The sequence below is a fragment of the Crystallibacter permensis genome, assembly GCF_025960875.1.
GTDB classification, from domain to species: domain Bacteria; phylum Actinomycetota; class Actinomycetes; order Actinomycetales; family Micrococcaceae; genus Crystallibacter; species Crystallibacter permensis.
Genome location: NZ_JAODLR010000006.1, coordinates 41,768 through 63,366 on the forward strand (window position 1 = coordinate 41,768; position 21,599 = coordinate 63,366).

At 62.5% G+C, this 21,599-nt stretch carries 20 protein-coding genes and 1 tRNA gene; 2 read left to right on the forward strand and 19 right to left on the reverse strand.

Annotated elements, in window-relative coordinates:
* Window positions 1-83: 83 nt before the first annotated feature.
* The 18 genes from atpA to argS all read right to left on the reverse strand — a co-directional run bounded on the left by atpA (window position 84) and on the right by argS (window position 19,940).
* Window positions 84-1,721, reverse strand: coding sequence for a F0F1 ATP synthase subunit alpha (atpA, locus tag B0G38_RS08980; RefSeq protein ID WP_169994314.1), 1,638 nt, complete (start codon window positions 1,719-1,721; stop codon window positions 84-86).
* Between the two features lie 112 nt (window positions 1,722-1,833).
* Window positions 1,834-2,649: a F0F1 ATP synthase subunit delta gene (locus B0G38_RS08985; RefSeq protein ID WP_169994313.1), complete on the reverse strand. Its 816-nt coding sequence runs from the start codon at window positions 2,647-2,649 to the stop codon at window positions 1,834-1,836.
* Entirely contained in the window at window positions 2,649-3,212 is a 564-nt protein-coding gene (locus tag B0G38_RS08990; RefSeq protein WP_264669129.1) for a F0F1 ATP synthase subunit B, read from the reverse strand. The genes B0G38_RS08985 and B0G38_RS08990 overlap by 1 nt, the downstream gene beginning before the upstream one ends.
* 46 nt (window positions 3,213-3,258) lie before the next feature.
* On the reverse strand, window positions 3,259-3,462 hold the full coding sequence (atpE, locus tag B0G38_RS08995) for an ATP synthase F0 subunit C (protein WP_074701684.1): 204 nt from the start codon (window positions 3,460-3,462) through the stop codon (window positions 3,259-3,261).
* Window positions 3,463-3,527: 65 nt separating this feature from the next.
* Window positions 3,528-4,334: a F0F1 ATP synthase subunit A gene (atpB, locus tag B0G38_RS09000; protein WP_264669130.1), complete on the reverse strand. Its 807-nt coding sequence runs from the start codon at window positions 4,332-4,334 to the stop codon at window positions 3,528-3,530.
* A gap of 86 nt (window positions 4,335-4,420) precedes the next feature.
* Window positions 4,421-4,687, reverse strand: a complete 267-nt coding sequence (locus tag B0G38_RS09005) for an AtpZ/AtpI family protein (protein ID WP_264669131.1) — start codon at window positions 4,685-4,687, stop codon at window positions 4,421-4,423.
* Window positions 4,687-5,184, reverse strand: coding sequence for a hypothetical protein (locus tag B0G38_RS09010; RefSeq protein WP_264669132.1), 498 nt, complete (start codon window positions 5,182-5,184; stop codon window positions 4,687-4,689). Before B0G38_RS09010 ends, B0G38_RS09005 begins: the two co-directional genes overlap by 1 nt.
* 107 nt (window positions 5,185-5,291) lie before the next feature.
* The gene (locus B0G38_RS09015) at window positions 5,292-6,296 is read right to left on the reverse strand and encodes an MraY family glycosyltransferase (protein ID WP_264669133.1); all 1,005 of its coding nucleotides are present in this window, start codon (window positions 6,294-6,296) and stop codon (window positions 5,292-5,294) included.
* A complete protein-coding gene (locus B0G38_RS09020) occupies window positions 6,293-8,110 on the reverse strand; it encodes a polysaccharide biosynthesis protein (protein ID WP_264669134.1) in 1,818 nt (605 codons plus the stop codon). Before B0G38_RS09020 ends, B0G38_RS09015 begins: the two co-directional genes overlap by 4 nt.
* On the reverse strand, window positions 8,107-8,832 hold the full coding sequence (locus tag B0G38_RS09025; protein WP_264669135.1) for an L-threonylcarbamoyladenylate synthase: 726 nt from the start codon (window positions 8,830-8,832) through the stop codon (window positions 8,107-8,109). Before B0G38_RS09025 ends, B0G38_RS09020 begins: the two co-directional genes overlap by 4 nt.
* Before the next feature lie 28 nt (window positions 8,833-8,860).
* The gene (gene prmC / locus B0G38_RS09030; RefSeq protein ID WP_264669136.1) at window positions 8,861-9,706 is read right to left on the reverse strand and encodes a peptide chain release factor N(5)-glutamine methyltransferase; all 846 of its coding nucleotides are present in this window, start codon (window positions 9,704-9,706) and stop codon (window positions 8,861-8,863) included.
* 6 nt (window positions 9,707-9,712) lie between these two features.
* Entirely contained in the window at window positions 9,713-10,792 is a 1,080-nt protein-coding gene (gene prfA, locus B0G38_RS09035; RefSeq protein ID WP_264669137.1) for a peptide chain release factor 1, read from the reverse strand.
* Window positions 10,793-10,921: 129 nt separating this feature from the next.
* Complete coding sequence (gene rho, locus B0G38_RS09040) at window positions 10,922-13,048, reverse strand: transcription termination factor Rho (RefSeq protein WP_264669138.1); 2,127 nt, start codon at window positions 13,046-13,048, stop codon at window positions 10,922-10,924.
* A gap of 310 nt (window positions 13,049-13,358) precedes the next feature.
* Complete coding sequence (gene thrB, locus B0G38_RS09045; protein WP_264669139.1) at window positions 13,359-14,321, reverse strand: homoserine kinase; 963 nt, start codon at window positions 14,319-14,321, stop codon at window positions 13,359-13,361.
* A 7-nt stretch (window positions 14,322-14,328) separates the two neighbouring features.
* On the reverse strand, window positions 14,329-15,429 hold the full coding sequence (thrC, locus tag B0G38_RS09050) for a threonine synthase (protein WP_264669140.1): 1,101 nt from the start codon (window positions 15,427-15,429) through the stop codon (window positions 14,329-14,331).
* Window positions 15,430-16,749: a homoserine dehydrogenase gene (locus B0G38_RS09055; RefSeq protein WP_264669141.1), complete on the reverse strand. Its 1,320-nt coding sequence runs from the start codon at window positions 16,747-16,749 to the stop codon at window positions 15,430-15,432. It abuts the gene before it with no gap.
* A 69-nt stretch (window positions 16,750-16,818) separates the two neighbouring features.
* A complete protein-coding gene (gene lysA / locus B0G38_RS09060; RefSeq protein WP_264669142.1) occupies window positions 16,819-18,294 on the reverse strand; it encodes a diaminopimelate decarboxylase in 1,476 nt (491 codons plus the stop codon).
* A gap of 2 nt (window positions 18,295-18,296) precedes the next feature.
* Window positions 18,297-19,940 carry an arginine--tRNA ligase gene (argS, locus tag B0G38_RS09065; protein WP_264669143.1) on the reverse strand — a complete coding sequence of 548 codons (1,644 nt, stop codon included), beginning with the start codon at window positions 19,938-19,940 and terminating at the stop codon, window positions 18,297-18,299.
* Between the two features lie 244 nt (window positions 19,941-20,184).
* Here argS and B0G38_RS09070 point away from each other — a divergent pair.
* Window positions 20,185-20,260 (forward strand) — tRNA-Arg (locus B0G38_RS09070).
* 82 nt (window positions 20,261-20,342) lie between these two features.
* Here B0G38_RS09070 and B0G38_RS09075 read toward each other — a convergent pair.
* Window positions 20,343-21,317, reverse strand: a complete 975-nt coding sequence (locus B0G38_RS09075) for a GlxA family transcriptional regulator (protein ID WP_264669144.1) — start codon at window positions 21,315-21,317, stop codon at window positions 20,343-20,345.
* Between the two features lie 81 nt (window positions 21,318-21,398).
* Here B0G38_RS09075 and B0G38_RS09080 point away from each other — a divergent pair, with 81 nt between their 5' ends.
* Window positions 21,399-21,560: a hypothetical protein gene (locus B0G38_RS09080; protein ID WP_169994281.1), complete on the forward strand. Its 162-nt coding sequence runs from the start codon at window positions 21,399-21,401 to the stop codon at window positions 21,558-21,560.
* The last annotated feature ends 39 nt before the right edge of the window (window positions 21,561-21,599 follow it).

Consider the following 21,599-nt stretch of genomic DNA (forward strand, 5'->3'; position numbering starts at 1 on the left):
CCTAATCCTCGCTGATTGAGCGAAGTCGAGTCCTATGCATGACGGCGTCAGGATTTCGACCCCGCTCAATCAACGAAAATGAATTAGCGCTTCTGCCGGACGATCTTTTCCTGATCCACGGCTTCCTCGGCCAGGGCGTCATACTCTTCTCGGCCTGCACCGACAAGCTGGTTGTCGCCTTCTCCGAAGAAGCCCTTCTTGAATTCCGTGATCTGCTGATCAAGTTCCTGGACCGTGGAGTCCTCAAGCAGGTTGGTCTGCGCGATCGTGGTCAGGACCGACGAGCGGTGACGCAGATGCTGAAGGAACTCGGTTTCGAAACGGTTGATGTCTTCGATCGGAACTTCATCCAGGTGACCGTTCGTACCGGCCCAGATGGAGACAACCTGGTCTTCGACCGGGAACGGCGAGTACTGTCCCTGCTTGAGCAGTTCGGTCAGTCGCGCACCACGGTTGAGCTGCTGCTTGGTAGCAGCATCGAGGTCGGACGCGAACATCGCGAACGCCTGCATGTCGCGGTACTGCGCCAGTTCCAGCTTCAAGGTACCGGAGACCTTCTTCATGGCCTTGACCTGCGCCGAACCACCCACGCGGGAAACGGAGATACCCACGTCGACAGCAGGACGCTGGTTGGCGTTGAAGAGATCCGACTGCAGGAAGATCTGTCCGTCGGTGATCGAGATGACGTTCGTCGGGATGTACGCCGAAACGTCATTGGCCTTGGTTTCGATGAGCGGCAGACCGGTCATCGAACCAGCACCCAGCTCGTCGGAGAGCTTCGCACAACGCTCCAGCAGACGCGAGTGCAGGTAGAAGACGTCACCCGGGTAGGCTTCACGTCCCGGCGGACGACGCAGCAGCAGCGACACGGCACGGTAGGCTTCAGCCTGCTTGGAGAGGTCATCAAACACGATCAGAACGTGCTTGCCGCCGTACATCCAGTGCTGCCCGATGGCCGAACCGGCATAGGGCGCCAGGTACTTGAAGCCGGCCGGGTCGGAAGCCGGAGACGCCACGATGGTGGTGTACTCCATCGCGCCCTTCTCCTCCAGCGACTTACGGACTGCAGCGATGGTGGAGGCCTTCTGGCCGATCGCGACGTAGATGCAGCGGACCTGCTTGTTGACGTCGCCGGACTCCCAGTTGGCTTTCTGGTTGATGATCGTGTCGATCGCGATCGCCGACTTACCGGTCTGACGGTCACCGATGATCAGCTGACGCTGGCCACGGCCGATCGGGATCATGGAATCGATGGCCTTCATGCCGGTCTGCATGGGCTCGTGGACCGACTTGCGCTGGGTCACGCCCGGTGCCTGCAGTTCCAAAGCGCGGCGGCCTTCGGATTCGATGGGGCCCATGTCATCCAGGGGCTCACCCAGCGGATCGACAACGCGGCCGAGGAAGTTGTCTCCCACGGGAACGGACAAAACTTCACCGGTGCGGTGAACTTCCATGCCTTCGACGATGCCGGTGAAGTCACCGAGGATGACGACACCGATTTCGCGGGTGTCGAGGTTCTGGGCGAGGCCCAGAATGCCGTTCTCGAAACGCAACAGTTCGTTGGCCATTACCGAGGGAAGACCCTCAACACGGGCAATGCCATCACTGGCGGTTGTTACGCGGCCAACTTCAACGCGCTCGGCGCTGCCCGGTTCGTAGGACGCCGCGAACTCGTTCAACGCATTACGGACGTCGTCGGCGTTGATGGTCAATTCGGCCATCTGCAGTCCCTGCTCTCCTATGTTGTGATCATCGCGTGGGCGACGACCGGTGTGTATATCAGTCTGTATTGAGGCTTCCGGCTCCAGCTCTTCGTCCCCGAAGGGACGAGTGCTAGGCCGCGAGCTTCCGACGAAGTTCGGACAGGCGGGTGACGACCGAGGAATCAACCACTTCGTCGCCTACCTGCACGCGGACTCCGCCAACTAGTGATGGGTCAACGTTGACATTGATCTTCAGCTCGCGGCCGTACAACCCATTGAGCCCTGCCTGCAGACGTGAGATCTGCTCCTGGGTCAGCGGACGGGAAACGCTGACGTTGGCGATCCAACGCTGCTGGCGCTGGGCAACCAGTTCCACAAAGCGCCGGACCAGAGCGGTCGGCTTGAGCCCGCGCGGGGCAGTAACTGCCTGGCGGATCAAGACCTGCGCCTCGGGTCCGACGTTCGGAACCAGCTTCAGAGCCAGAGCCGATTTAGCCTCGGCCGATGCCTGCGGTTCAACCAGCGCGCGCTGCAGATCGTGATCTGCCTCGACGAGCCGGATGAAATGGAACAGGTCGTTCTCCAGACCTTCGAGTCCGTCAACTCCAGCGCCCTTGCTCTCCGCAACAGCGATAGCAGTGGTAGCCGCGAGGGTTTCCAGAGCGTCACCAATGTCACGTGCAGAGCCCCAGCGGGATGCGGCCAGGCCTTCGGCTACGGCCCGGGCATCAGCCGAAACCTTGCCGCCGACCAACTGGGAAACCAGCTGCGCCTTGTCCTCGCCGCTGCGTGCCGGGTCCGTGAGGCTCCGACGCAGTCCGGCATTGCTGTCCAGCAGACCCAGAATTGCAAAGAGTTCCTCTGCCAGGGACAGCGGAGCGGTGGGAAGCTTTGCTTCCAGCTCCTGCTGTGCCGCTTTCAGTGACTCGCTCGATACACCTGCCATTAGTTCGAAGCACCTGCATTCTGGGATGCCGGAGCCGAAGCTTCAAGATCGGCCAGGAAGCGGTCAACAACACGTGCGGAACGCGCGTCATCGTTGAGAGATTCCCCGACAATCTTGCCGGCCAGTTCGGTAGCCAGCACGCCGACTTCGCTGCGCAGCGAAGTAACGGCTGCCTGGCGCTCGGCTGCAATCTGCACCTGCGCCTGCTCGCTGATGCGGTTGGCTTCAGCGGCGGCCTTGTCCTTCAGCTCTGCAAGGATCTGGGCACCTTCGGCGCGCGCGTCCTCACGGATGCGGTTTGCTTCGGTGCGTGCGTCCAGCAGCTGCTGCTTGTATTCGTCCAGGGCGGCGCTGGCCTCGGCCTGGGCGGCCTCGGCCTTGGCAATTCCGCCCTCAATAGCTTCGGCACGCTCTGCATAGGTCTTTTCGAAGGCCGGAACGACCTTCTTAGCGACGATATACATGAGGATGGCGAAGCCAATGAGCGTGACCGCGATTTCCCAGATATTAGGGACCAGAGGGTTGACGCCCTCTTCGGCGGCGAGGATAACTGCCTCTTTCATATCTCACCCGTCCTATCTACTCGGTTTGGAAAGTAAGCGTTGTCTGCTAGAGAACGAACGCGAACACCAGGCCGAGGATGGCGAGAGCTTCAGTCAGCGCCAGGCCCAAGAAGGCGATCGGCTGCAGCACGCGCTGTGCCTCGGGCTGACGGGCGACACCGTTGATGTAAGCGGCGAAGACGAGTCCCACGCCGATGGCACCGCCGATTGCGGAGAGACCATAACCTACGAGGTTGATATTGCCTTCCATTATTTTCCTTTCAAGATGCCCAGAGGGCAGGTTGTTTGGTTCAGGGGCTTCCCCAACGGGGAAATCTAGTGTTCCTCGGCCAGGGAGCCTTGGATGTAAATCGCTGTCAGCAGGACGAAGACGTATGCCTGCAGGACCTGGATCAGGATTTCGAAGAAGTACATAGCCACGCCACCCGCAATGGTGAGGACTCCAAGAGGCTTGAACCAGAAGTCGGCGTCCATAAGCAGGAATTCGGAACCCGCCGCGGACAGCATGATGATCAAGTGTCCCGCCAGCATGGTGGCGAAAAGACGGAGGCTGTGAGTGACGGGCCGAACCAAGAAGGTAGAGATGATCTCAATGATGACGATCAGCGGCAGAATCGCCTTCGGGACGCCTGCCGGTACCACAGCGAGCTTGAAGTAACCGATGCCGTGCTTCTTGAGGCCCAGCACGATCCAGGTGATGTAGACGATCCCGGCCAGAGCGTAGGCCGTGCCCACATGGGACGGAGTCGGAATCTGCAACAGAGGAACAGATCCGAAGAAGTTGTTCACCAGGATGAAGAAGAACAAGGAGAACAGCAGCGGCACAAATGGCCGGTAGTCCCGCTCGCCGATAATGTCCTTGCCCACGGAGTTGCGGACGAAGTTGTAGCTCATTTCGCCCAGGTGCTGAAGCTTGCCTGGCACCAGCTGACCGCGGCGTGACGCGGCCAGGAAGAACCAGGAAATCAGTGCAACAGAGAGCAGGACCAGCAGCATCTGCTTGCCGAAACCTGTTCCGTACTCGGCAGCCCAAGGGAGAATCTCCGGAAGGTGCATATCTTCGAGGGTCGGTGGGACGAAGCCACCTTCATTAGCGGCCGCCGGACGCGCAAGCGCGATCAACGCGTTTCCTCTCTGCAGTGTCCATCATTGGGCGTTTCAGGGTGGATTGCCGTCTCGGCACGCCACCGTATGAAGTTGTCTGACATTTAGATGTTGTTCCCTTGACCGTCCCCATGGCGGCGCTTAGCGCTGCGGGTGAGGTTGTGTTTTCGGGCCAGATAATATCCGCCGCCAGCGCCTAGAACGGCACCGACGATGAACAGCCACCGGGTATTCAACAGATAGTCCAGCCCCCAGCCTATCAAACCCCAGGCTATGATCCCGCCAACTATATAGGTCAAGACCGTGTTGCCGCCCTGGTAGCGGGAGTCGCCGCTGCCAGGATCTGAATTGCGGGAATTCTGCGCAGGCATTAACGGGCTTCCTTCCCGGCTGTAGAGCTTTCGCCGTCTTCCGGATCGTCGTAAATCTGGTATCGAACGCGGGAGAATGCGAAAACTTCCGCAATCTGCCACACCACAACACTGACGACGGCAGCAATGAAGAACCAGGTCGTTTCCAGCCAGTCCGGCGTGCCGATAATAAAGAGCGCAGCACCGAAACCAACAACCTTGAGCACGTAGGTGGCGATGAAGGCACCAATCGCGCCGGACGGATTTCTCCGCCCGACGACATGGCCGATCAAAAGGCTTATGGCGAAGAAAACTACTACCAGCACTGAACCGAGCACAGCGCTAAGGGCGCCCACACCCCCCGCCACGATGAATGCCAGCACTACCACCAGAAGAGTGGCTGCAGCGGCACCAAGGGACGAGGTCTTCAGGATCTTCAGCCATGGAGTGGCCGTGGGACCGGAGACAGGTACGGCACTGCCAGCGGCACTGTTGCCGTTGGAATGATGCGTGCTCATAGCTGTCCGATCGGGTGCACATGCGGGGATGATGACCGGTAGACCGGCCGACAAGAATTCTACACGAGATAGAAGTCAGCCTGTGAATGCATGTCCTGCTCCTGACGTTATCCGGTCGCGGCGTCGGCTGCGCGACGGCCGAAGATGCGTGGGGAGCGCAGATAGAAGAGTACGACGGCGGCGCAAACCAGCAGCGCAGATGCCTTGCCCGGTACGTTGCTGGCGGCAGCCACGAGTCCGCACAACCCGGTCAGCAGCGAGCAAGCCGCGACCAGCAGGGCCGACTGCACATGGCTGAGCCCAGCGTCCGTCAACCGTTGGTAGACGTGCTGACGATGCGCCGCGTACCACCGCTCCCCCGCACTGATCCGGCGCAGCAAAGTGGACATCGTATCGGCAAGATAGATGGTCACCGGCCCCAGCAAATACTCCGGTTGGACTCCGCTGAGAAAACCCGCCGCCCCCAGGACGGCCAGCGAAGCGCCCAACAAATAACTGCCGACGTCGCCAAGGAAATTGCTGCCGGAGAGGTTCCAGGGCAGAAAAGCCGCAAACGCGACGGCAACCACAAGCCCCGAGACCATCAGCCAGTCAAGCGATGACATCATTCCGGCCACTGAAAACAACAGTCCCACGACCAGCCCATGCAGGCCCGATATACCGTTGACCCCATCCATGAAGTTCGCAACATTGATGTAGCCGGCAATGGCCAGCGCGCCGACCGGAATCCATAACCAGGAGGTATCGGTCAGGACCACGATGATGGCTGTACCGGTGGCGCCGATTCCCAACTGCAGCAGGAAGCGTACGGAAATGGCCACACCGCGGAAGTCCTCCAGCCAGCCCAGTACAGAGGCGGCTGCGCAAACGCCGGCCACAGTAGCGATGATCGCCACGCCATCGGCAGCGGCCCCGGTCAGCACTGCCGTGAGCAGCCCGCCAAGAACGCCGACCGCCACAGTGATGCCCATGCCGCGGACAACTACTTTTGTGTGGGACGATCTCTCGTTTGGTATGTCCAGCACGCCCAGCTTGAGCAGCAGTGGTTTCAAGGCCAGGGGCAGCGACAGGCTGATGACGAAGGCAACAGCGGCTGAAAGCACTCCGGTCATTTGGCCGACTCCGGCTCGTTACTGGCCAGTGGCAGGTGCTGCCGGTTTTTCCACTCCTCAAGACTCATCTGGTGCGGATCCAGTGCGTCAATGGAAGCATGCGAAATCTTCGGGTGCAGCGGACGCGAATCGTCTTCACCGATACCGATGAGTTCTTCGTGCAGCTTTTCACCTGGACGCAGGCCGGTGAAGACGATATCAATCTCTTTGCCGGACATCGCGATCATGCGCTGGGCAACGTCGAGGATCCGTACCGGCTCGCCCATGTCCAGAATCAGGACCTCTCCCCCGCGTCCGATGGCTCCAGCCTGAATGACCAACTGGCACGCTTCCGGAATCGTCATGAAGAAACGGGTTGCGTCCGCATCGGTCACCGTCACCGGTCCCCCGTTGCGGATCTGCTGGTTGAACAGCGGCAGCACGGAACCGCGGCTACCCAGAACATTTCCGAAACGGACCGAAACGTACTTCAATCCGGTTTGTTGCGCGAGCCACGCCGTGATTTTCTCGGCAACCCGCTTCGAATGTCCAAGCACCGTCGTCGGATTAGCCGCCTTGTCAGTGGAAATATTGACGAACGTCTGAACATCGGCCAGCCGGGCGGCTTGGAGAACGTTCAGGGTGCCCAAGATATTCGTTTTCCAGGCTTCCTCGGGATACTGCTCCAGCAGGGAAACGTGTTTGAGCGCCGCTGCGTGGAACACCACCTCGGGTTTCCGATCCAGGAAGATCTCGTCCAGGGCAGCTGCGTCGCGGATGTCGGCCAGAACCGTGTCTTTGCCGTTAAGCAATCCTTGGCCGGTAATCGATATCTGGGTGGACTGCAGCCCGGTTTCGTCTCGGTCCAACATGATCAATTCACGCGGCTCGAATTCGTTGATCTGCCGGCACAGTTCCGATCCGATGGAGCCGCCGGCCCCGGTGATCAGCACGCGCTTTCCCTTGACATAATGAGCGATCTCATCAACGTGGATGTCGACGGGCTGCCGTCCAATCAGATCCTCGATTGCCACTTCGCGGAAGGAAAATTCGGACCCGCCGGTCAACATGTCCTTCAGCGGCGGGACAACCAGAACCTTGATGTTCAGGCCCGCGACTGCGTCGGAGATCCGGCGGACTTGCTTGGCATCGATGTCCGCTATGGCGATCAACAGGACCGTGGCGTTTGTCCGGGCAACGATGTCCGGCAGGTCCTCCATCCGGCCGAGCACCGGAACACTGGCAATCCGCAGGTGCTTCTTCGCTGGGTCGTCGTCAATCAGGCCGACAGGCAGCCAAGGCGACTGCGGGTCGTTGCACATGCGGCTCACGATGGACTTTCCCACAAAACCAGCGCCGTAGATCAGGGTCCTGGCGGCCTCTTCGCCGGGTTTGGCCTTGCTCTCAACGTACATCCGCTTCAGGTAACGGATAGCGGCCATGAAAAGGCAGGCGAACGGGAAGGCGATGATGCCTGTACCACGGGCGATACCCATGGAGATACCAAAGAACAGCAGGGCGACCGTGGTGATGGCCGAAACCGCCACCGTCACGATCACAAGCAGCTTTGCCTCATGGAAGCTGCCAAAGCTGTACCGCCCCTTATACAGCGCGAAGGCTGAACCCACTGCGAACTGTGCGGCGATCGCAATGGCGCAGAGGACGATGATGCCGGGGATCTTCGATGGATCCAGTACCATCTCGTACCGCAGGAAGACGGCCAGGACGATCGAAACAATCCAGGCGGATGAATCCAGCAGGAACTGCGACCAGAGCCAGAGTGCCTTGTCGCTGCTGGCAGTCTTACCGGATGCGGGGCCACGTCCAATGCTCATAGCTGGCTGCTCTCCCCTGGCGTCTCCGCTGCAAGGTCCGGCGTTAGCCCGGCCGGTTCCTCCCCAATGCCGAGGATGTCCGGCACGATTTCCCGCAACCGGGCAACGGGTATGGCTCCGTCACGGACCACACGGAAGGGTTGCGAAGTGCAGTCGACGATAGTCGACGGCAGGGACTGGCTGTCTTCGGTATCACCGCGCAGTCCGTCTTCCAGGTAGACCTCCACGGATTCAGCAAGCTGCACGTGGGCTTCGGCGGCTGTCCGGGATGCCGGCTGGCCGGTGCGGTTCGCGGACGAAACCGCCAGCGGGCCTGTCACCGCGAGCAGGTCCAGCGCCAGAGGGTCATCCGGCATCCGCAGGGCCACGGTGCCCTTGGTGTCACCCAGATCCCAGGTCAGCGACGGCTGGGCATGGAAGATCAGAGTCAGTCCGCCGGGCCAGAATTCGTCCGCCAGGCGCCGGGCCTGCTCGGCGATATCCACCGCGAGCCCGTCCATGGTCTGCGGACGGGGAATGAGGACCGGAGGGGGCATGGTGCGGCCACGGCCCTTGGCTGCCAACAGCGTGGCAACCGCCTGTGGCGAGAACGCGTCCGCGGCGATGCCATACACCGTGTCCGTCGGCATGACAATGCACTGTTTTGACGCGATCGCCGTCTGCGCGGCGGCAAGGCCTTCACTACGTTCGACATCGTCCGTGCAGTTGAATGTGGTGGTCACAGAATCATTCTTTCATTTCGGGGCAGCGCTACCGCCGGACGGCGGCGGTGGCCCGTTCGCGTCCGGTCAAATCGTAGACTGTGGCAACATCGTTCCAGCACCCGCCACTGTGCAGCAGGTGCGACACAGCTTCAGCCTGGACTTCCGCATGTTCCATGATGAAGTAGCCGCCGGATTTCAACAGCCGCGCGGCGGTGCTGGCCGTGGCGGCTGGCAACTGGAGACCGTCGGCGCCGCCACCATACAGGGCAATTTGCGGGTCATGTTCCGCCACTTCCGGGTCCCGCGGCACGGCTTCGGCGGGAATGTACGGAGGATTGGAAACAACGACGTCGAAGGTTCCGTCGTGTTCGGTAAGCGCGGTACGTAGGTCTTCCTGGACCAGGGTCACGCCCCACGGCTCCAGGTTGCGTGCCGCCCAGGCGTGGGCCAGATCACTCAGTTCCACGGCGATGACTTCCGCTCCGGGAACTTCCTGGGCAATGGACGCCGCAATGGCACCCGACCCGGTACCAAGATCAACGACCTTTGCACGCGGGATTTTCACAGCGCGGTCGATGGCGTACTGGGCAACGGTCTCCGTCTCCGGCCGCGGGATAAAGACTCCGGGCCCAACCTGCAGTTCGAGGTGGCGGAAGTACGCCTTGCCCGTAATGTGCTGGAGCGGAACCCGACGGGCCCGTTCCGCCACGAGTTCACCGAACTCCGGCGGGACCGTTGCACCGGTCAGGGCCAGCGATCTGATCCGGCCTAAGGACTCAGCCATGAGGTGAGCCGCCAGAAGCTCGGCATCCACGCGTGGACTGGGCACCCCCGCCCGCGCCAAAATCTGAGTTGCCTCGGCGAGAGCCTCGGCAAGCGTTTCTCCGGTCACTGGTGCCTAATGATCCTCGCCGACCGCCTCAAGCCGCGCCTGCTCGTCGGCCTCGATGGCCGACTGGATGACGGGCTCCAGTTCCCCGTTCATGACCGCATCCAGGTTGTAGGCCTTGTAGCCGGTGCGATGGTCCGCTATGCGGTTTTCCGGAAAATTGTACGTGCGGATGCGTTCAGAGCGGTCCATGGTCCGGATCTGCGACTTACGGGTCTCTGAGTTGGCTGCGTCGATCTGCTCCTGCTGGTGCGCCAACAGGCGGGCACGTAGCACTCGCATGCCCGCTTCACGGTTCTGCAGCTGGGACTTTTCGTTTTGCATCGCGACTACGATCCCGGTGGGAATGTGCGTGATGCGGACGGCGGAATCCGTGGTGTTGACGGACTGCCCACCTGGCCCGGAGGAGCGGTAGACATCGATCTTCAGGTCGTTCTGGCTGATGTCGACTTCTTCCGGCTCGTCCACTTCCGGCAGGACCAGGACACCTGCGGCGGAGGTGTGGATACGGCCCTGGGATTCGGTGACCGGAACACGCTGGACCCGGTGCACGCCGCCTTCGAACTTCATCCTGGCCCAGACGCCTTCTGCGGGATCGTTCGATGAACCCTTGATCGCCATGGACACGTCCTTGTAACCGCCCAGATCGGACTCGGTGGCGGAGATGATTTCGGTCTTCCAGCCGCGTTGCTCCGCATACCGGGTGTACATACGCAGCAGATCACCGGCGAACAAGGCGGCTTCGTCGCCACCTTCACCGCCCTTGACCTCGATGATGACATTGCGTGCGTCGTCCGGATCCCGCGGGATCAACAACCGGCGCAGTCTTGCCTGGGCTGTCTCGAGATCAGCTTCAAGCGCAGGGATTTCGGCAGCGAACTCGGGGTCCTCGGCAGCCATTTCCCGTGCCGCGCCCAGGTCGCCCTCCAGGTGGCTCCAGCGGTTGTATGCCTCGACAATACCGTTCAGCTGCGCCGACCGGCGGCCCAGCTTGCGAGCCAGTCCCTGGTCCGCGTATACGGCCGGATCGCTCAGCCGCTTTTGCAGCTCTGCATGCTCTGCGAGCAATCCCTGTACGGACTCAAACATTTCTCAAACCTCTTTCGACTTCTTCAATAAGTCTAGATAAGACACCAACCGGCCGCTTAAACAACGAACCGCCCAGGTTCCGCCGGTCCCGCATTGCGGGACCGGCGGAACCATGAGCGGTTAGGGCAGCTACTTGTCGTTGTCGGACTTCGCGCCCAGCGTCGTCTTCTGTACCTGCATCAGGAACTCGACGTTGGATTGAGTGTCCCGGATCTTGTTGGTGAGAAGCTCAAGCGCCTGCTGCGTATCGAGTCCGGAAAGAACCCGGCGCAGCTTCCACATGATCTTGACTTCCTCCGAGGAGAGCAAGTTCTCTTCGCGACGGGTACCGGAAGCGTTGACGTCCACGGCAGGGAAGATCCGCTTGTCCGCCAGATTGCGGGACAGGCGAAGTTCCATGTTGCCCGTGCCCTTGAACTCTTCGAAAATGACTTCGTCCATCTTGGAACCGGTTTCCACCAATGCGGTTGCCAGGATGGTCAAAGAACCGCCGTTTTCGATGTTGCGTGCAGCACCGAAGAAGCGCTTCGGCGGGTACAGCGCGGAGGAATCCACGCCACCGGAGAGAATACGTCCGGAAGCAGGAGCAGCCAGGTTGTAGGCGCGTCCCAGGCGGGTCATCGAGTCGAGCAGAACGACGACGTCCATTCCCATTTCCACCAGGCGCTTGGCGCGCTCGATGGCGAGTTCGGCAACCGTGGTGTGGTCGTCGGCGGGACGGTCGAAGGTGGAGGCAATGACCTCGCCCTTGACCGTGCGCTGCATGTCGGTGACTTCTTCGGGACGCTCGTCAACCAGAACCATCATGAGGTGGACCTCAGGATTGTTGATCGTGATGGCGTTGGCAATGGACTGCAGAATCAGCGTCTTACCGGCCTTCGGCGGCGACACGATGAGACCGCGCTGGCCCTTGCCGATCGGTGCTACCAGGTCGATAACGCGGGGGCCGATCTTCTTCGGCTCCGTTTCGAGGCGCAGGCGCTCCGAGGGGTAGAGCGGAACCAGCTTGGTGAAGTCGACCCGGTCCTTGTTATCTTCGGCAGGCTTGCCGTTGACGGAGGTCAGGCGCACCAAGGCGTTGAACTTCTGGCGGCTGTTCTGGTTGGCGTTTTCGCCGTCCCGCGGGGCCCGGATGGCACCAACAACGGCGTCGCCCTTGCGCAGGTTGTACTTCTTGACCTGTGCCAGCGAGACGTAGACATCGTTCGGACCGGGCAGGTAGCCGGAGGTGCGCACGAACGCGTAGTTCTCGAGGACGTCGAGGATGCCGGCCACGGGCAGCAGCACGTCATCGTCGGTAACCTCGGTATCGTCCACGTCCGGGTTCTGGCCGCGTCCGCGGCGGCGCTCGTTGCGGTCACGGTACCGGTTGCTGGTGTCCGTGTCGCGGTCGCGGCGGTTCCGGTTGCGGCGGTTGCGTCCGCGGCCGCCATCGTCGCCGTCGTCGCTGCGGTTGTCACTCCGGCTATCGCTGCGGTTGTCACTCCGACTATCGCTGCCAGCGGACTCGTTGTCGCGGCCGCGGGTCCGGCTGCGCTCACGCCGGTCATTACGGTCGCTACGGTCGCTGCGCTCGGTCTGGCCTTCCTTCGCGCCCTCAGCAGGAGCTTCGGACGGCTCCGCCTTGTCAGCGGGCTTTTCGGCCTGCTGCTCCGGCTGGTCCTCACGACGGCTACGGCCGCGGCTACGACGGCCCTCACGGCCGCCTTCGGACTCCGGCTTCGCCTCGGCGGGCTGCACTTCGGCTGGCTGCGCGTCGACGCGCTGTGCCTCTGCAGCCTTGGAACCGGCAACTTCGCCGTCCGTTGCCGTTTCGGCTGCAGCGGGTGCCTGCGCCGCTTCCGGCGCCACGCTGCCGTCGCTGGTCGCGCGACGGTTGCGGTTGCGGGTCCGGCTCACGCGTTCGGCGGCCTTGTTCAGGTCGCCGCTGTCTTTCGCGTCCGCCTTGTCCGCAGTATCAGCAGCAGGCGCTGCAGGGGCCGCGGGCTCTTCGGCTGCGGGAGCAGCTTCTTCTTTGGCACTTGCACGGCCGGTGGTCTTCTTGGCAGGACGGTCAGCTACTGCGGAACCACGCTGGTGGTCCGAAATAGCCGCCACCAGGTCGCTCTTGCGCATCCTGGAACCGCCGGTGATGCCGAGCTGGCCGGCCAAGGCCTGCAGCTGGGCAAGCTTAAGTCCGGCAAGTCCTGCGCTCTTCGGCGCAGCAGAGTCTGATGATGTATCCACACCTGCAGCCAGGTCAGTGGTTTCAGTCACGAAGGATCCTTCCCCCTCGTCGGGCGGTCCGCATGTGAAGTGGACCGCGTTGTTTGCGTCCCGGCCGATGCATAAGAAACAAGGCCGGGTCGGGGTTGCCCAAGTGTGAGACCAGGCAACGCCGAGTGACATGAGAAAACCTTGAATGGATCTCGTTCACCATGGTCTTAGGGATATGCTGCCCGCACTCTTACGCGCATTTACAGCACTCAGTAATTCCGTGACGGATCCTGGAAGGTTGCACCGATCTTTGGTTCGCTGCCGGATGTTGTATGTCCACGGTGGGACTTTCGACAGATCGCCAAGCCGGTTATTTCCGGCGGTGCACTTCCACTTTAGCACCATCTGTGTCAACCGTCAGTTTTAGGACACGCCAGCCATCCGGCATTTGCGACGACTCCAACGTGGCAGCAATATGCTGCTCGACCTCATCCGCCTGCGCGTGCCCTGCGGCCAGCGTCATCACGGTCGGCCCGGCACCCGAGACAACAGCAGCGAAACCGGACGCGCGAAGCGATTGCAGCAGTGCAGCGCTCGGTGCCATGGCTGGCGCCCGGTGGCTCTGGTGCAGCTCATCCACGGTGGCCGCGAGCAGCAGTTCCGGGTCACGCGTCAGTGCCTGAACCAGCAGGGCCGCCCGTCCGGCATTGGCCGCTGCAATATGGTGCGGTACCGAGACCGGCAGCAGGTTCCGGGCCATTTCGGTCGACAACTCATAGGAGGGAATGGCCACGACCGGGACAATCTCCGTCGCGACATCAACGGCAGTGCTGAAGAAAGAACCCGCGGTTTCCCAGGAGATGGCGAGCTTACCCGCCAGCGCCGGCGCCACGTTGTCAGGATGCCCTTCCTGGGCGGAACAAAGCTGCAGGACTTCCTGGGCAGTGAGCCTCGCAGCCGCGGGCAGCAACGAGTTGGCCAACAGCACCGCGGAGACGATGGCCGCAGCAGAGGATCCCAGTCCCCTGCCGTGCGGAATCACGTTCTCGGCCTGCAGCCGCAAGCCCTCCGCCCGGTAACCCGCACGTCCCAGCGTGTCCTGAATGGTGCGGATGATCAGATGGCTTTCATCCGTGGGCAGGTTGGCGGCGCCCTCGCCGGAGATCTCGGCATGGAAAACGCCGTCGTCGGTGGTTTCAACACTGACCGTGTCATACAGGCTCACGGCCAGGCCGAGGCTGTCGAAGCCGGGCCCGAGGTTAGCGCTGGTCGCCGGGACCCGGACGCTGACGCGCTGTCCGGGCACTACCGCGGTACGCTCTGCGGTCCTCACGGCGGTGTTATTCGAGACCAAGGGCTGCAGCCACGCTCACGACGTCGAAATCAACCTTGACGGGCGTAACCTCATGGCCGTCTTCGGTCTGCAAGGCCCATTGCGGATCCTTCAGGCCGTGGCCGGTCACCGTGATCACAATGGTTTTGCCCGCCGGGACTTCTCCGGCAGCGTGTTTCTTGATGAGGCCGGCAACGCCCGCTGCAGAACCCGGCTCGACGAACACGCCTTCCTTGGAGGACAGCCAGCGGTGCGCCTTGAGGATTTCCTCGTCGGTCACCGAATCAATTAGGCCGCCCGATTCGTCACGGGCAGCAATGGCGGTGTCCCAAGATGCGGGGTTGCCGATCCGGATGGCGGTGGCGATAGTTTCCGGCTCCGTGACCGGGTGTCCCAGCACCAGCGGTGCCGCACCCGCGGCCTGGAAACCCCACAGCGTGGGTGTTTTGGTGGCGACGGCTTCGAGGGTTCCGGCCGTTTCGGACTCGTAGGGCTTGGCGTACTCCTGGTAGCCCTTCCAGTAGGCCGTGATGTTGCCGGCGTTGCCCACGGGCATCACATGGATGTCCGGGGCGTCTCCCAGGAAGTCGACAGTCTCGAAGGCAGCGGTCTTCTGGCCCTGGATCCGTGCGGGGTTGACGGAGTTGACCAGGAAAACCGGGTACGCTTCCGACAGCTTCCGGGCAACTTCGAGGCAGTTATCGAAGTTGCCGTTGATCTGGATGATCTCCGCGCCGTGGGCGATGGCCTGGCTCATCTTGCCCATCGCAATCTTCCCGGCGGGCACCAACACGGCGCACTTCAGGCCTGCCTGGGTGGCGTACGCGGCAGCGGAAGCCGACGTGTTGCCTGTTGAGGCGCACACTACAGCCTTGGCCCCGGCTTCCACGGCGGCGGTGATGGCCATGGTCATCCCGCGGTCCTTGAAGGAGCCGGTGGGGTTCATCCCCTCCACCTTCAGGTACACACTGGAGCCGGTTAGCTCGGAGAGGGCCTTGGCATGGACCAGCGGCGTTCCGCCTTCACCGAGCGTGATGATCTCGGTCTGGTCCGTGACGGGCAGACGTTCGGCGTATTCGCGGATAACGCCGCGCCATTGGTGGGCCACTTAGACTCCTTCTACTCGCAGTACGGAAGTAACTGAATTAACAATGTCGAGATCCTTGATGGCTTCCACCGTTGCGGCCAGCGATTTCTCCGTGCCGCGGTGAGTGATGATGCGCAGCTCCGCAGATGCGGTTCCGTCCGCTATTGAGACCAGGTCTTCCGTGTGCATCGTCTGGCGCATGACTTCGATCGACACTCCATGGTCTGCGAAGACGTGGGCAATCTTGGCCAGGACGCCGGGCTGGTCGGCCGCGTCGATGCCGATGTAGTAGCTGGTGAGGATGCTGTCTTCGCCCAGGACCGGCAGGTGCTGGCCCGTGGTTTCGGTGCGTCCCCGGCCGCCGCTGACCATGCGGCGTGCGGCGCTGACCACGTCGCCGAGCACGGCTGAGGCCGTTGGACGTCCGCCTGCACCCTGTCCGTAGAACATCAGTTCGCCGGCGTTCTCCGCCTCGACGAAAACGGCGTTGAAGGCGCCGTGGACGGCGGCCAGCGGGTGGGTACGCGGCAGCAGGGTCGGATGCACACGCACGGACACCCCTTCGCCGCCGTCCTTGGTCGGCTGCTTCTCGGCGATTGCCAGCAGTTTGATGACGAAGCCGGTGTCTTTGGCCGCGTCGATGTCTGCGGAGGTGATGCCGGTGATGCCCTCGCACTTGACCGCGTCCAGCGGGAACATCGTGTGGAAAGCCAGCGAGGCAAGCAAGGTGCCCTTCGCCGCCGCATCCAGCCCCTCGACGTCGGCTGTTGGATCCGCCTCTGCATAGCCGAGGACCTGCGCGGCCTTCAGCGCGTCCTCGAAGGCTGCCCCGGTAGTGTCCATCTGGTCGAGGATGTAGTTGGTTGTGCCGTTGACGATGCCCAGCACCCGCTTGATCCTGTCCCCGGAAAGACTGTCCTGGATGGGGCGCAGAATCGGAATGGCTCCGGCCACGGCGGCCTCATAGTAGAGTTCGACGCCCGCGGCGGACGCCTTCTCGTACAGGGCGGGCCCGTCGGCCGCGAGCAACGCTTTGTTACCGCTGACCACCGAGGCCCCGTGCTCGATGGAGCGCAGAATAAGCGACCGAGCCGGCTCCATACCGCCCATGAGCTCTATGACTATATCCGCGTCCTTGACCAGCGTCTCGGCGTCGTCCGTGAAGAGATCACGGGGCAGGTCAACGTCACGCGGCGCGTCGACGTTGCGGACGGCGATTCCGGCAAGCTCCAGCCGGGCTCCCGAACGCGAGGCCAGTTCAGCGGCGTCGTCCAGGAGAATCCGGGCCACCTGGGATCCGACATTTCCGCATCCCAAGAGTGCCACTTTCAGCGTGTTCATTGCTGTTCTAACTCCCAAAGCCATTGTTGTTTCCAAAAAATCCGCCGCCCCGGAGCGGACGATCGGGCCTCAGCCCAGGTCGCGGGCCAGAAGATCCTCTTCTGTTTCGCCGCGGACAATCAGCCGTGCCTGGCCGTCACGAACCGCAACTACCGGCGGCCGCGCCACATAGTTGTAGTTGCTGGCCAGCGCCCAGCAGTACGCTCCGGTGCCCGGCACCGCCAGCAGGTCCCCGGCAGCTACGTCGCCCGGCAGATAGACGTCCCGCACTACAATGTCACCGCTTTCGCAATGTTTGCCAACCACGCGGGAAATAATCGGGTCTTCATCCGTCACACGGGAAGCCAATACCGCCGAATAGTCGGCGTCGTACAGCACGGGGCGGGCGTTGTCGCTCATTCCGCCGTCTACGGAAATGTAACGCCGCGGATAGGTCCGTCCGTCCTCGCTGTCCACGTTCACGGTCTTCAGCGTTCCCGTTTCATACAAGGTGAACGTGCTCGGCCCCACGATGGCGCGCCCCGGTTCGATCGAGATCCGTGGAACCTGCAGCTCCAGCCTGCGGCAAGTGGAACTAACGACGGCGGCCATCGCCTCCGCGAGTTCGGCCGGCGGGCGGGGCGTATCGGCCTCGGTGTAGGCAATGCCGTAGCCGCCGCCCAGATCCAGTTCGGGGAGCTCGACGCCGTGTTCGTCACGGATTTGGGCGACGAAGGTCAGCAGCCGCTCCGCCGCCAGGGCGAAACCTTCGGGCTCGAAGATCTGGGAACCGATGTGGCAGTGCAGTCCCAGCAAATTGATGGACTCGGATGCCAGGGCCTCGTTGACTGCCCGTGCGGCCGGGGAGTTGCCTGCGGAAGGCGACGCCCCGCCGTCGTTCGCTGTGCCGGACTCCGTGTCCGCTGCTGCCATGGAGAGGCCGAACTTCTGGTCCTCGTGCGCGGTGGCTATGAATTCATGCGTGTGGGCGTGCACACCGGGCGTCAGGCGCAGCATGACATTGGCCTGCTCGGACCGGCTGGCGGCAATGGCTGACAGCCGCCGGAGTTCATCCAGGCTGTCCACCACGATCCGGCCCAGCTTCATGTCCAGGGCACGGTTCAGTTCCGCATCGGACTTGTTGTTCCCGTGGAGGCCAAGCTTCTCACCGGGAATGCCGGCGCGGGCAGCCACGGCCAGTTCCCCGCCGGAGCAGGTATCCAGCCGCAGGCCTTCCTGCTCCACCCAGCGCGCTACCTCGATGCAGAGAAAGGACTTTCCGGCGTAGTAGACGTCCACTCCCCCGCACAGGTCGGCGAAAGCGGCGTCGAAGGAGTCCTTGAAGTCCCGGGCACGGGCACGGAAGTCGTTCTCGGACATGACGAAGAGCGGCGAGCCGAAACGGGCCTTGAGGTCGCTGACGCCAACGCCGTCGATCTCCAGCTCGCCGCTGGCACCGCGGGCCACGCCGCGGGCCCACATCTTGGGCTGCAGTTGGTTGGCGTCTTCCGGATAGCTCAACCACTGGGGAGCCAGCGGGGATGATTCGCGAATTGTTGAAGTCATGCTTACATCCGTTCCGGCGCGCTGACGCCCAGCAGGCCCAGGCCATTGGCCAGAACCTGCGTGGTTGCGTCATTGAGCCACAGTCGGGTGCGGTTCAGGTCGGTTACTTCGCCATCGCCCAACGGCGTCACGCGGCAGGAGTCGTACCAGCGGTGGTAGGCGCCGGCGATGACTTCCAGGTGGCGGGCCACCCGGTGCGGTTCGCGCAGCTTGGCAGCCGTGGCCACGACGGACGGGTAGGCGCCGAGATGGGCCAGCAATTCGTTTTCGGTGGCATGGTCCAGCAAGGACGCGTCGAAGGCGCTGCGGTCCACCCCTGCGGCTACCGCGTTGCGTGCAACGGCACAGGTACGGGCATGCGCGTACTGCACGTAGAACACAGGGTTCTCGTTGCTGCGCTTGGTCAGCAGGTCCAGATCGACGTCGATGTTGGAATCCGCGTGCGACCGGGTCAGCGCGTAGCGGGCCGCGTCAACACCAACAGCGTCCACCAGGTCCTCCATGGTGACCACCGTGCCGGCGCGCTTGGACATCCGGACCGGCTTGCCGTCCTTGACCAGGTTCACCATCTGGCCGATCAGGACCTCAACGCGGTCTGCGCTGTCGCCCATGGCGGCGGCAGCAGCTTTCAGCCGCGCCACGTAGCCGTGGTGGTCGGCTCCGAGCATGTAGATGCACAAATCGAAGCCACGGTCGCGCTTGTTCTTGAAGTAGGCGATGTCGCCGGCAATGTAGGCGGCGTGGCCGTCCGACTTGATGACCACCCGGTCCTTGTCGTCGCCGAAGTCCGTGGACTTCAGCCACCAGGCGCCCTCGTCGAAGTAGAGGCTGCCGGAGGTCTTGAGCTGTTCCAGCAGCGCGTCGACGGCGCCGTCTTCAAAGAGCGCATTTTCGTGGAAGTAGACATCGAAATCGACGCCGAACTCATGCAGCGATTTTTTGATGGCAGCAAACATCAATTCCACGCCGTGGCTGCGGAATTCTTCCTGCGGGTCTGCCGCGGAGAGCGCGTCCGGATTCTCGGCCAGCACGGCGTTGGCAATATCCGCGATGTAATCGCCGCCGTAACCGTCCTCCGGGGCCGGCTTGCCCTTGGCGCTGGCGAGCAGGGACCGGGCAAAGCGGTCGATCTGGTTGCCGTGGTCATTGAAGTAGTACTCGCGCGTAACGTCCGCCCCCTGCGCCTGCAGGATACGGGCCAGCGAATCCCCCAAAGCAGCCCAGCGTGTCCCGCCCAAGTGGATGGGCCCGGTGGGATTGGCGGAGACGAATTCCAGGTTGATCTTGGTGCCGGCGTACTCCTCACCGGTTCCATAGCTATCGCCGGTTTCGACGATGGTCTGGGCCAGTGAACCCGCGGCCGCGGCGTCCAGCGTGATGTTCAAAAACCCGGGACCGGCGATGTCAACCTTGGCAACGCCGTCGATCTTGGCCAGCCGTGCGCTGAGGATTTCGGCGAACTGGCGCGGATTCATCCCCGCCTTCTTGCCCAGCTGCATGGCCACATTCGTCGCCCAGTCACCGTGCTCGCGGCTCTTCGGTCGCTCCACCCGCACCTCGCGGGGCATCTCGACGGTGAAGTCACCTGCGTCGACGGCATCCTGCAGGCAGGCGGTAATGGCAGCGGAAAGTTCTTCTGGAGTCACTCGTTAAGCATAAGTGCAGTGCAAACCGGATTCTGCCGCCGCCCCGTGGCCTGTGGCTGCCACCACGGAAGACCTGGCGCACAGGTACGGTCACATGGTTTCTCCCACGGGTTTTCCAACGAGGTGGGCGTTCGCCGGATCCAGGACGCTGTCCTCGGATACTGACGGTTTGTGTCTGTGGGGGTAGTTCCTGATAAGCTCATTGACGTCCCAAAAAGGTGCTGGAAGATTTACCCGGTGCCGCGCCCTCGTAGCTCAGGGGATAGAGCGTCTGCCTCCGGAGCAGAAGGCCGTAGGTTCGAATCCTATCGAGGGCACCACAGAAAGCCCCGCCGCTGGAATAGCAGCCGGCGGGGCTTTTCCGTTCCGGCTGGCAGGCGGTACGTCTGGAGCCCGTCGCCGTTAATGGACAGCCATGGCCGCGGAGCTTCCACGGAATGTCCGGCGGTAGGCTGCAGGCGAAATGCTGAGTGCTTTAACGAAATGATGGCGCAGCAGCACCGCCTGCCCGAAGCCGGTGGCGCGGGCAATCTCGTCGACGTTCAGGTCAGAGGTCTCCAGTAACTCCTGGGCCAGCAACACACGCTGGGCATTGATCCAGGCAGCGGGCGTGGCACCGGTCTCGGCGCGGAACCGCCTGGCGAAAGTCCGTTCCGACATGTGCACGCGTTGGGACAGTTCCGCGATGGAGACCTCGCGGTCAAGATTCTCGCTGAGCCAGACCACGAGGTCCTTGAGCGTGCTGCAACCTTCCAGCGACAAGGGCCGCGCGATGTACTGGGCCTGGCCACCCTCCCGGTGCGGCGGCACCACCATGTCCCGGGCAATGGCTGCCGCCACTCCGGCACCGAGCTCCGTCCGGACCAGATGCAGGCAGGCATCAATCCCGGCCGATGTACCGGCGCTGGTGATGATCCGGTCATCCTGGACGTAGAGCACATTCTCGTCGACATGGATCTGCGGGTATTGCTGGGCAAGCTGCTGCGAGTACTGCCAGTGCGTGGTGGCGCGGCGGCCGTCCAGCAAGCCGGCTCCAGCCAGGACAAAAGCACCCGTGCACAATGACATCACCCACGCTCCACGAGAATGGGCGCGGCGCAGGGACTGCTTAACGTTTTGCGGCACCGGTGCGTCCCATTGATAAGGCGCCACGATAAGCAGATCCGCGTCCTCGGCCGCTTCCAGCCCCAGTTCGACGTCGATGGAAAACCCGGTCTTGGTGTCCACCTTCCCCGGCGTAGGTGTGCAGACCTTGAAGTTGAAGGCCGGTACCCCGGTTCCACGGGCGGAACGGTCAATGCCGAACACCTCGCATGCGACCCCGAATTCGAACGGCGAGGTACCCGGAAGTACCAGCACAGCTACGTTTTTAAGCATGGGTCCATTATGGCAGTTTTTTATCGTTAGTGGTCGTTTCTGCCACTCTTTTTTTGGTCCGTACCGGCGCACCATGAAGTCATGGAACTTCTTCTAGCTCTGGCTTTCATCCTCATCCTCGTTGCCACCGTCGCCATCATCCCCAGCGATGGACACGGCCATACTCCGGAGGAGCGGTCCCTGCAGGACTGGTCCGACGGCGTCCTGCCCAGCCGCCCGTTTTCGCAGCTGATGCGCTGGTAAGCGCCGCACTCCCCCAGTCGAAGACGACGCTGCCGAAAC

Coding starts and splice junctions, on each gene's coding strand:
- atpA (WP_169994314.1), bottom strand. CDS start 1,721: ATGGCCGAATTGACCATCAACGCCGACGACGTCCGTAATGCGTTGAAC.
- B0G38_RS08985 (WP_169994313.1), bottom strand. CDS start 2,649: ATGGCAGGTGTATCGAGCGAGTCACTGAAAGCGGCACAGCAGGAGCTG.
- B0G38_RS08990 (WP_264669129.1), bottom strand. CDS start 3,212: ATGAAAGAGGCAGTTATCCTCGCCGCCGAAGAGGGCGTCAACCCTCTG.
- atpE (WP_074701684.1), bottom strand. CDS start 3,462: ATGGAAGGCAATATCAACCTCGTAGGTTATGGTCTCTCCGCAATCGGC.
- B0G38_RS09005 (WP_264669131.1), bottom strand. CDS start 4,687: ATGCCTGCGCAGAATTCCCGCAATTCAGATCCTGGCAGCGGCGACTCC.
- B0G38_RS09010 (WP_264669132.1), bottom strand. CDS start 5,184: ATGAGCACGCATCATTCCAACGGCAACAGTGCCGCTGGCAGTGCCGTA.
- B0G38_RS09015 (WP_264669133.1), bottom strand. CDS start 6,296: ATGACCGGAGTGCTTTCAGCCGCTGTTGCCTTCGTCATCAGCCTGTCG.
- B0G38_RS09020 (WP_264669134.1), bottom strand. CDS start 8,110: ATGAGCATTGGACGTGGCCCCGCATCCGGTAAGACTGCCAGCAGCGAC.
- prfA (WP_264669137.1), bottom strand. CDS start 10,792: ATGTTTGAGTCCGTACAGGGATTGCTCGCAGAGCATGCAGAGCTGCAA.
- B0G38_RS09055 (WP_264669141.1), bottom strand. CDS start 16,749: ATGAACACGCTGAAAGTGGCACTCTTGGGATGCGGAAATGTCGGATCC.
- lysA (WP_264669142.1), bottom strand. CDS start 18,294: ATGACTTCAACAATTCGCGAATCATCCCCGCTGGCTCCCCAGTGGTTG.
- B0G38_RS09075 (WP_264669144.1), bottom strand. CDS start 21,317: ATGCTTAAAAACGTAGCTGTGCTGGTACTTCCGGGTACCTCGCCGTTC.
- B0G38_RS09080 (WP_169994281.1), top strand. CDS start 21,399: ATGGAACTTCTTCTAGCTCTGGCTTTCATCCTCATCCTCGTTGCCACC.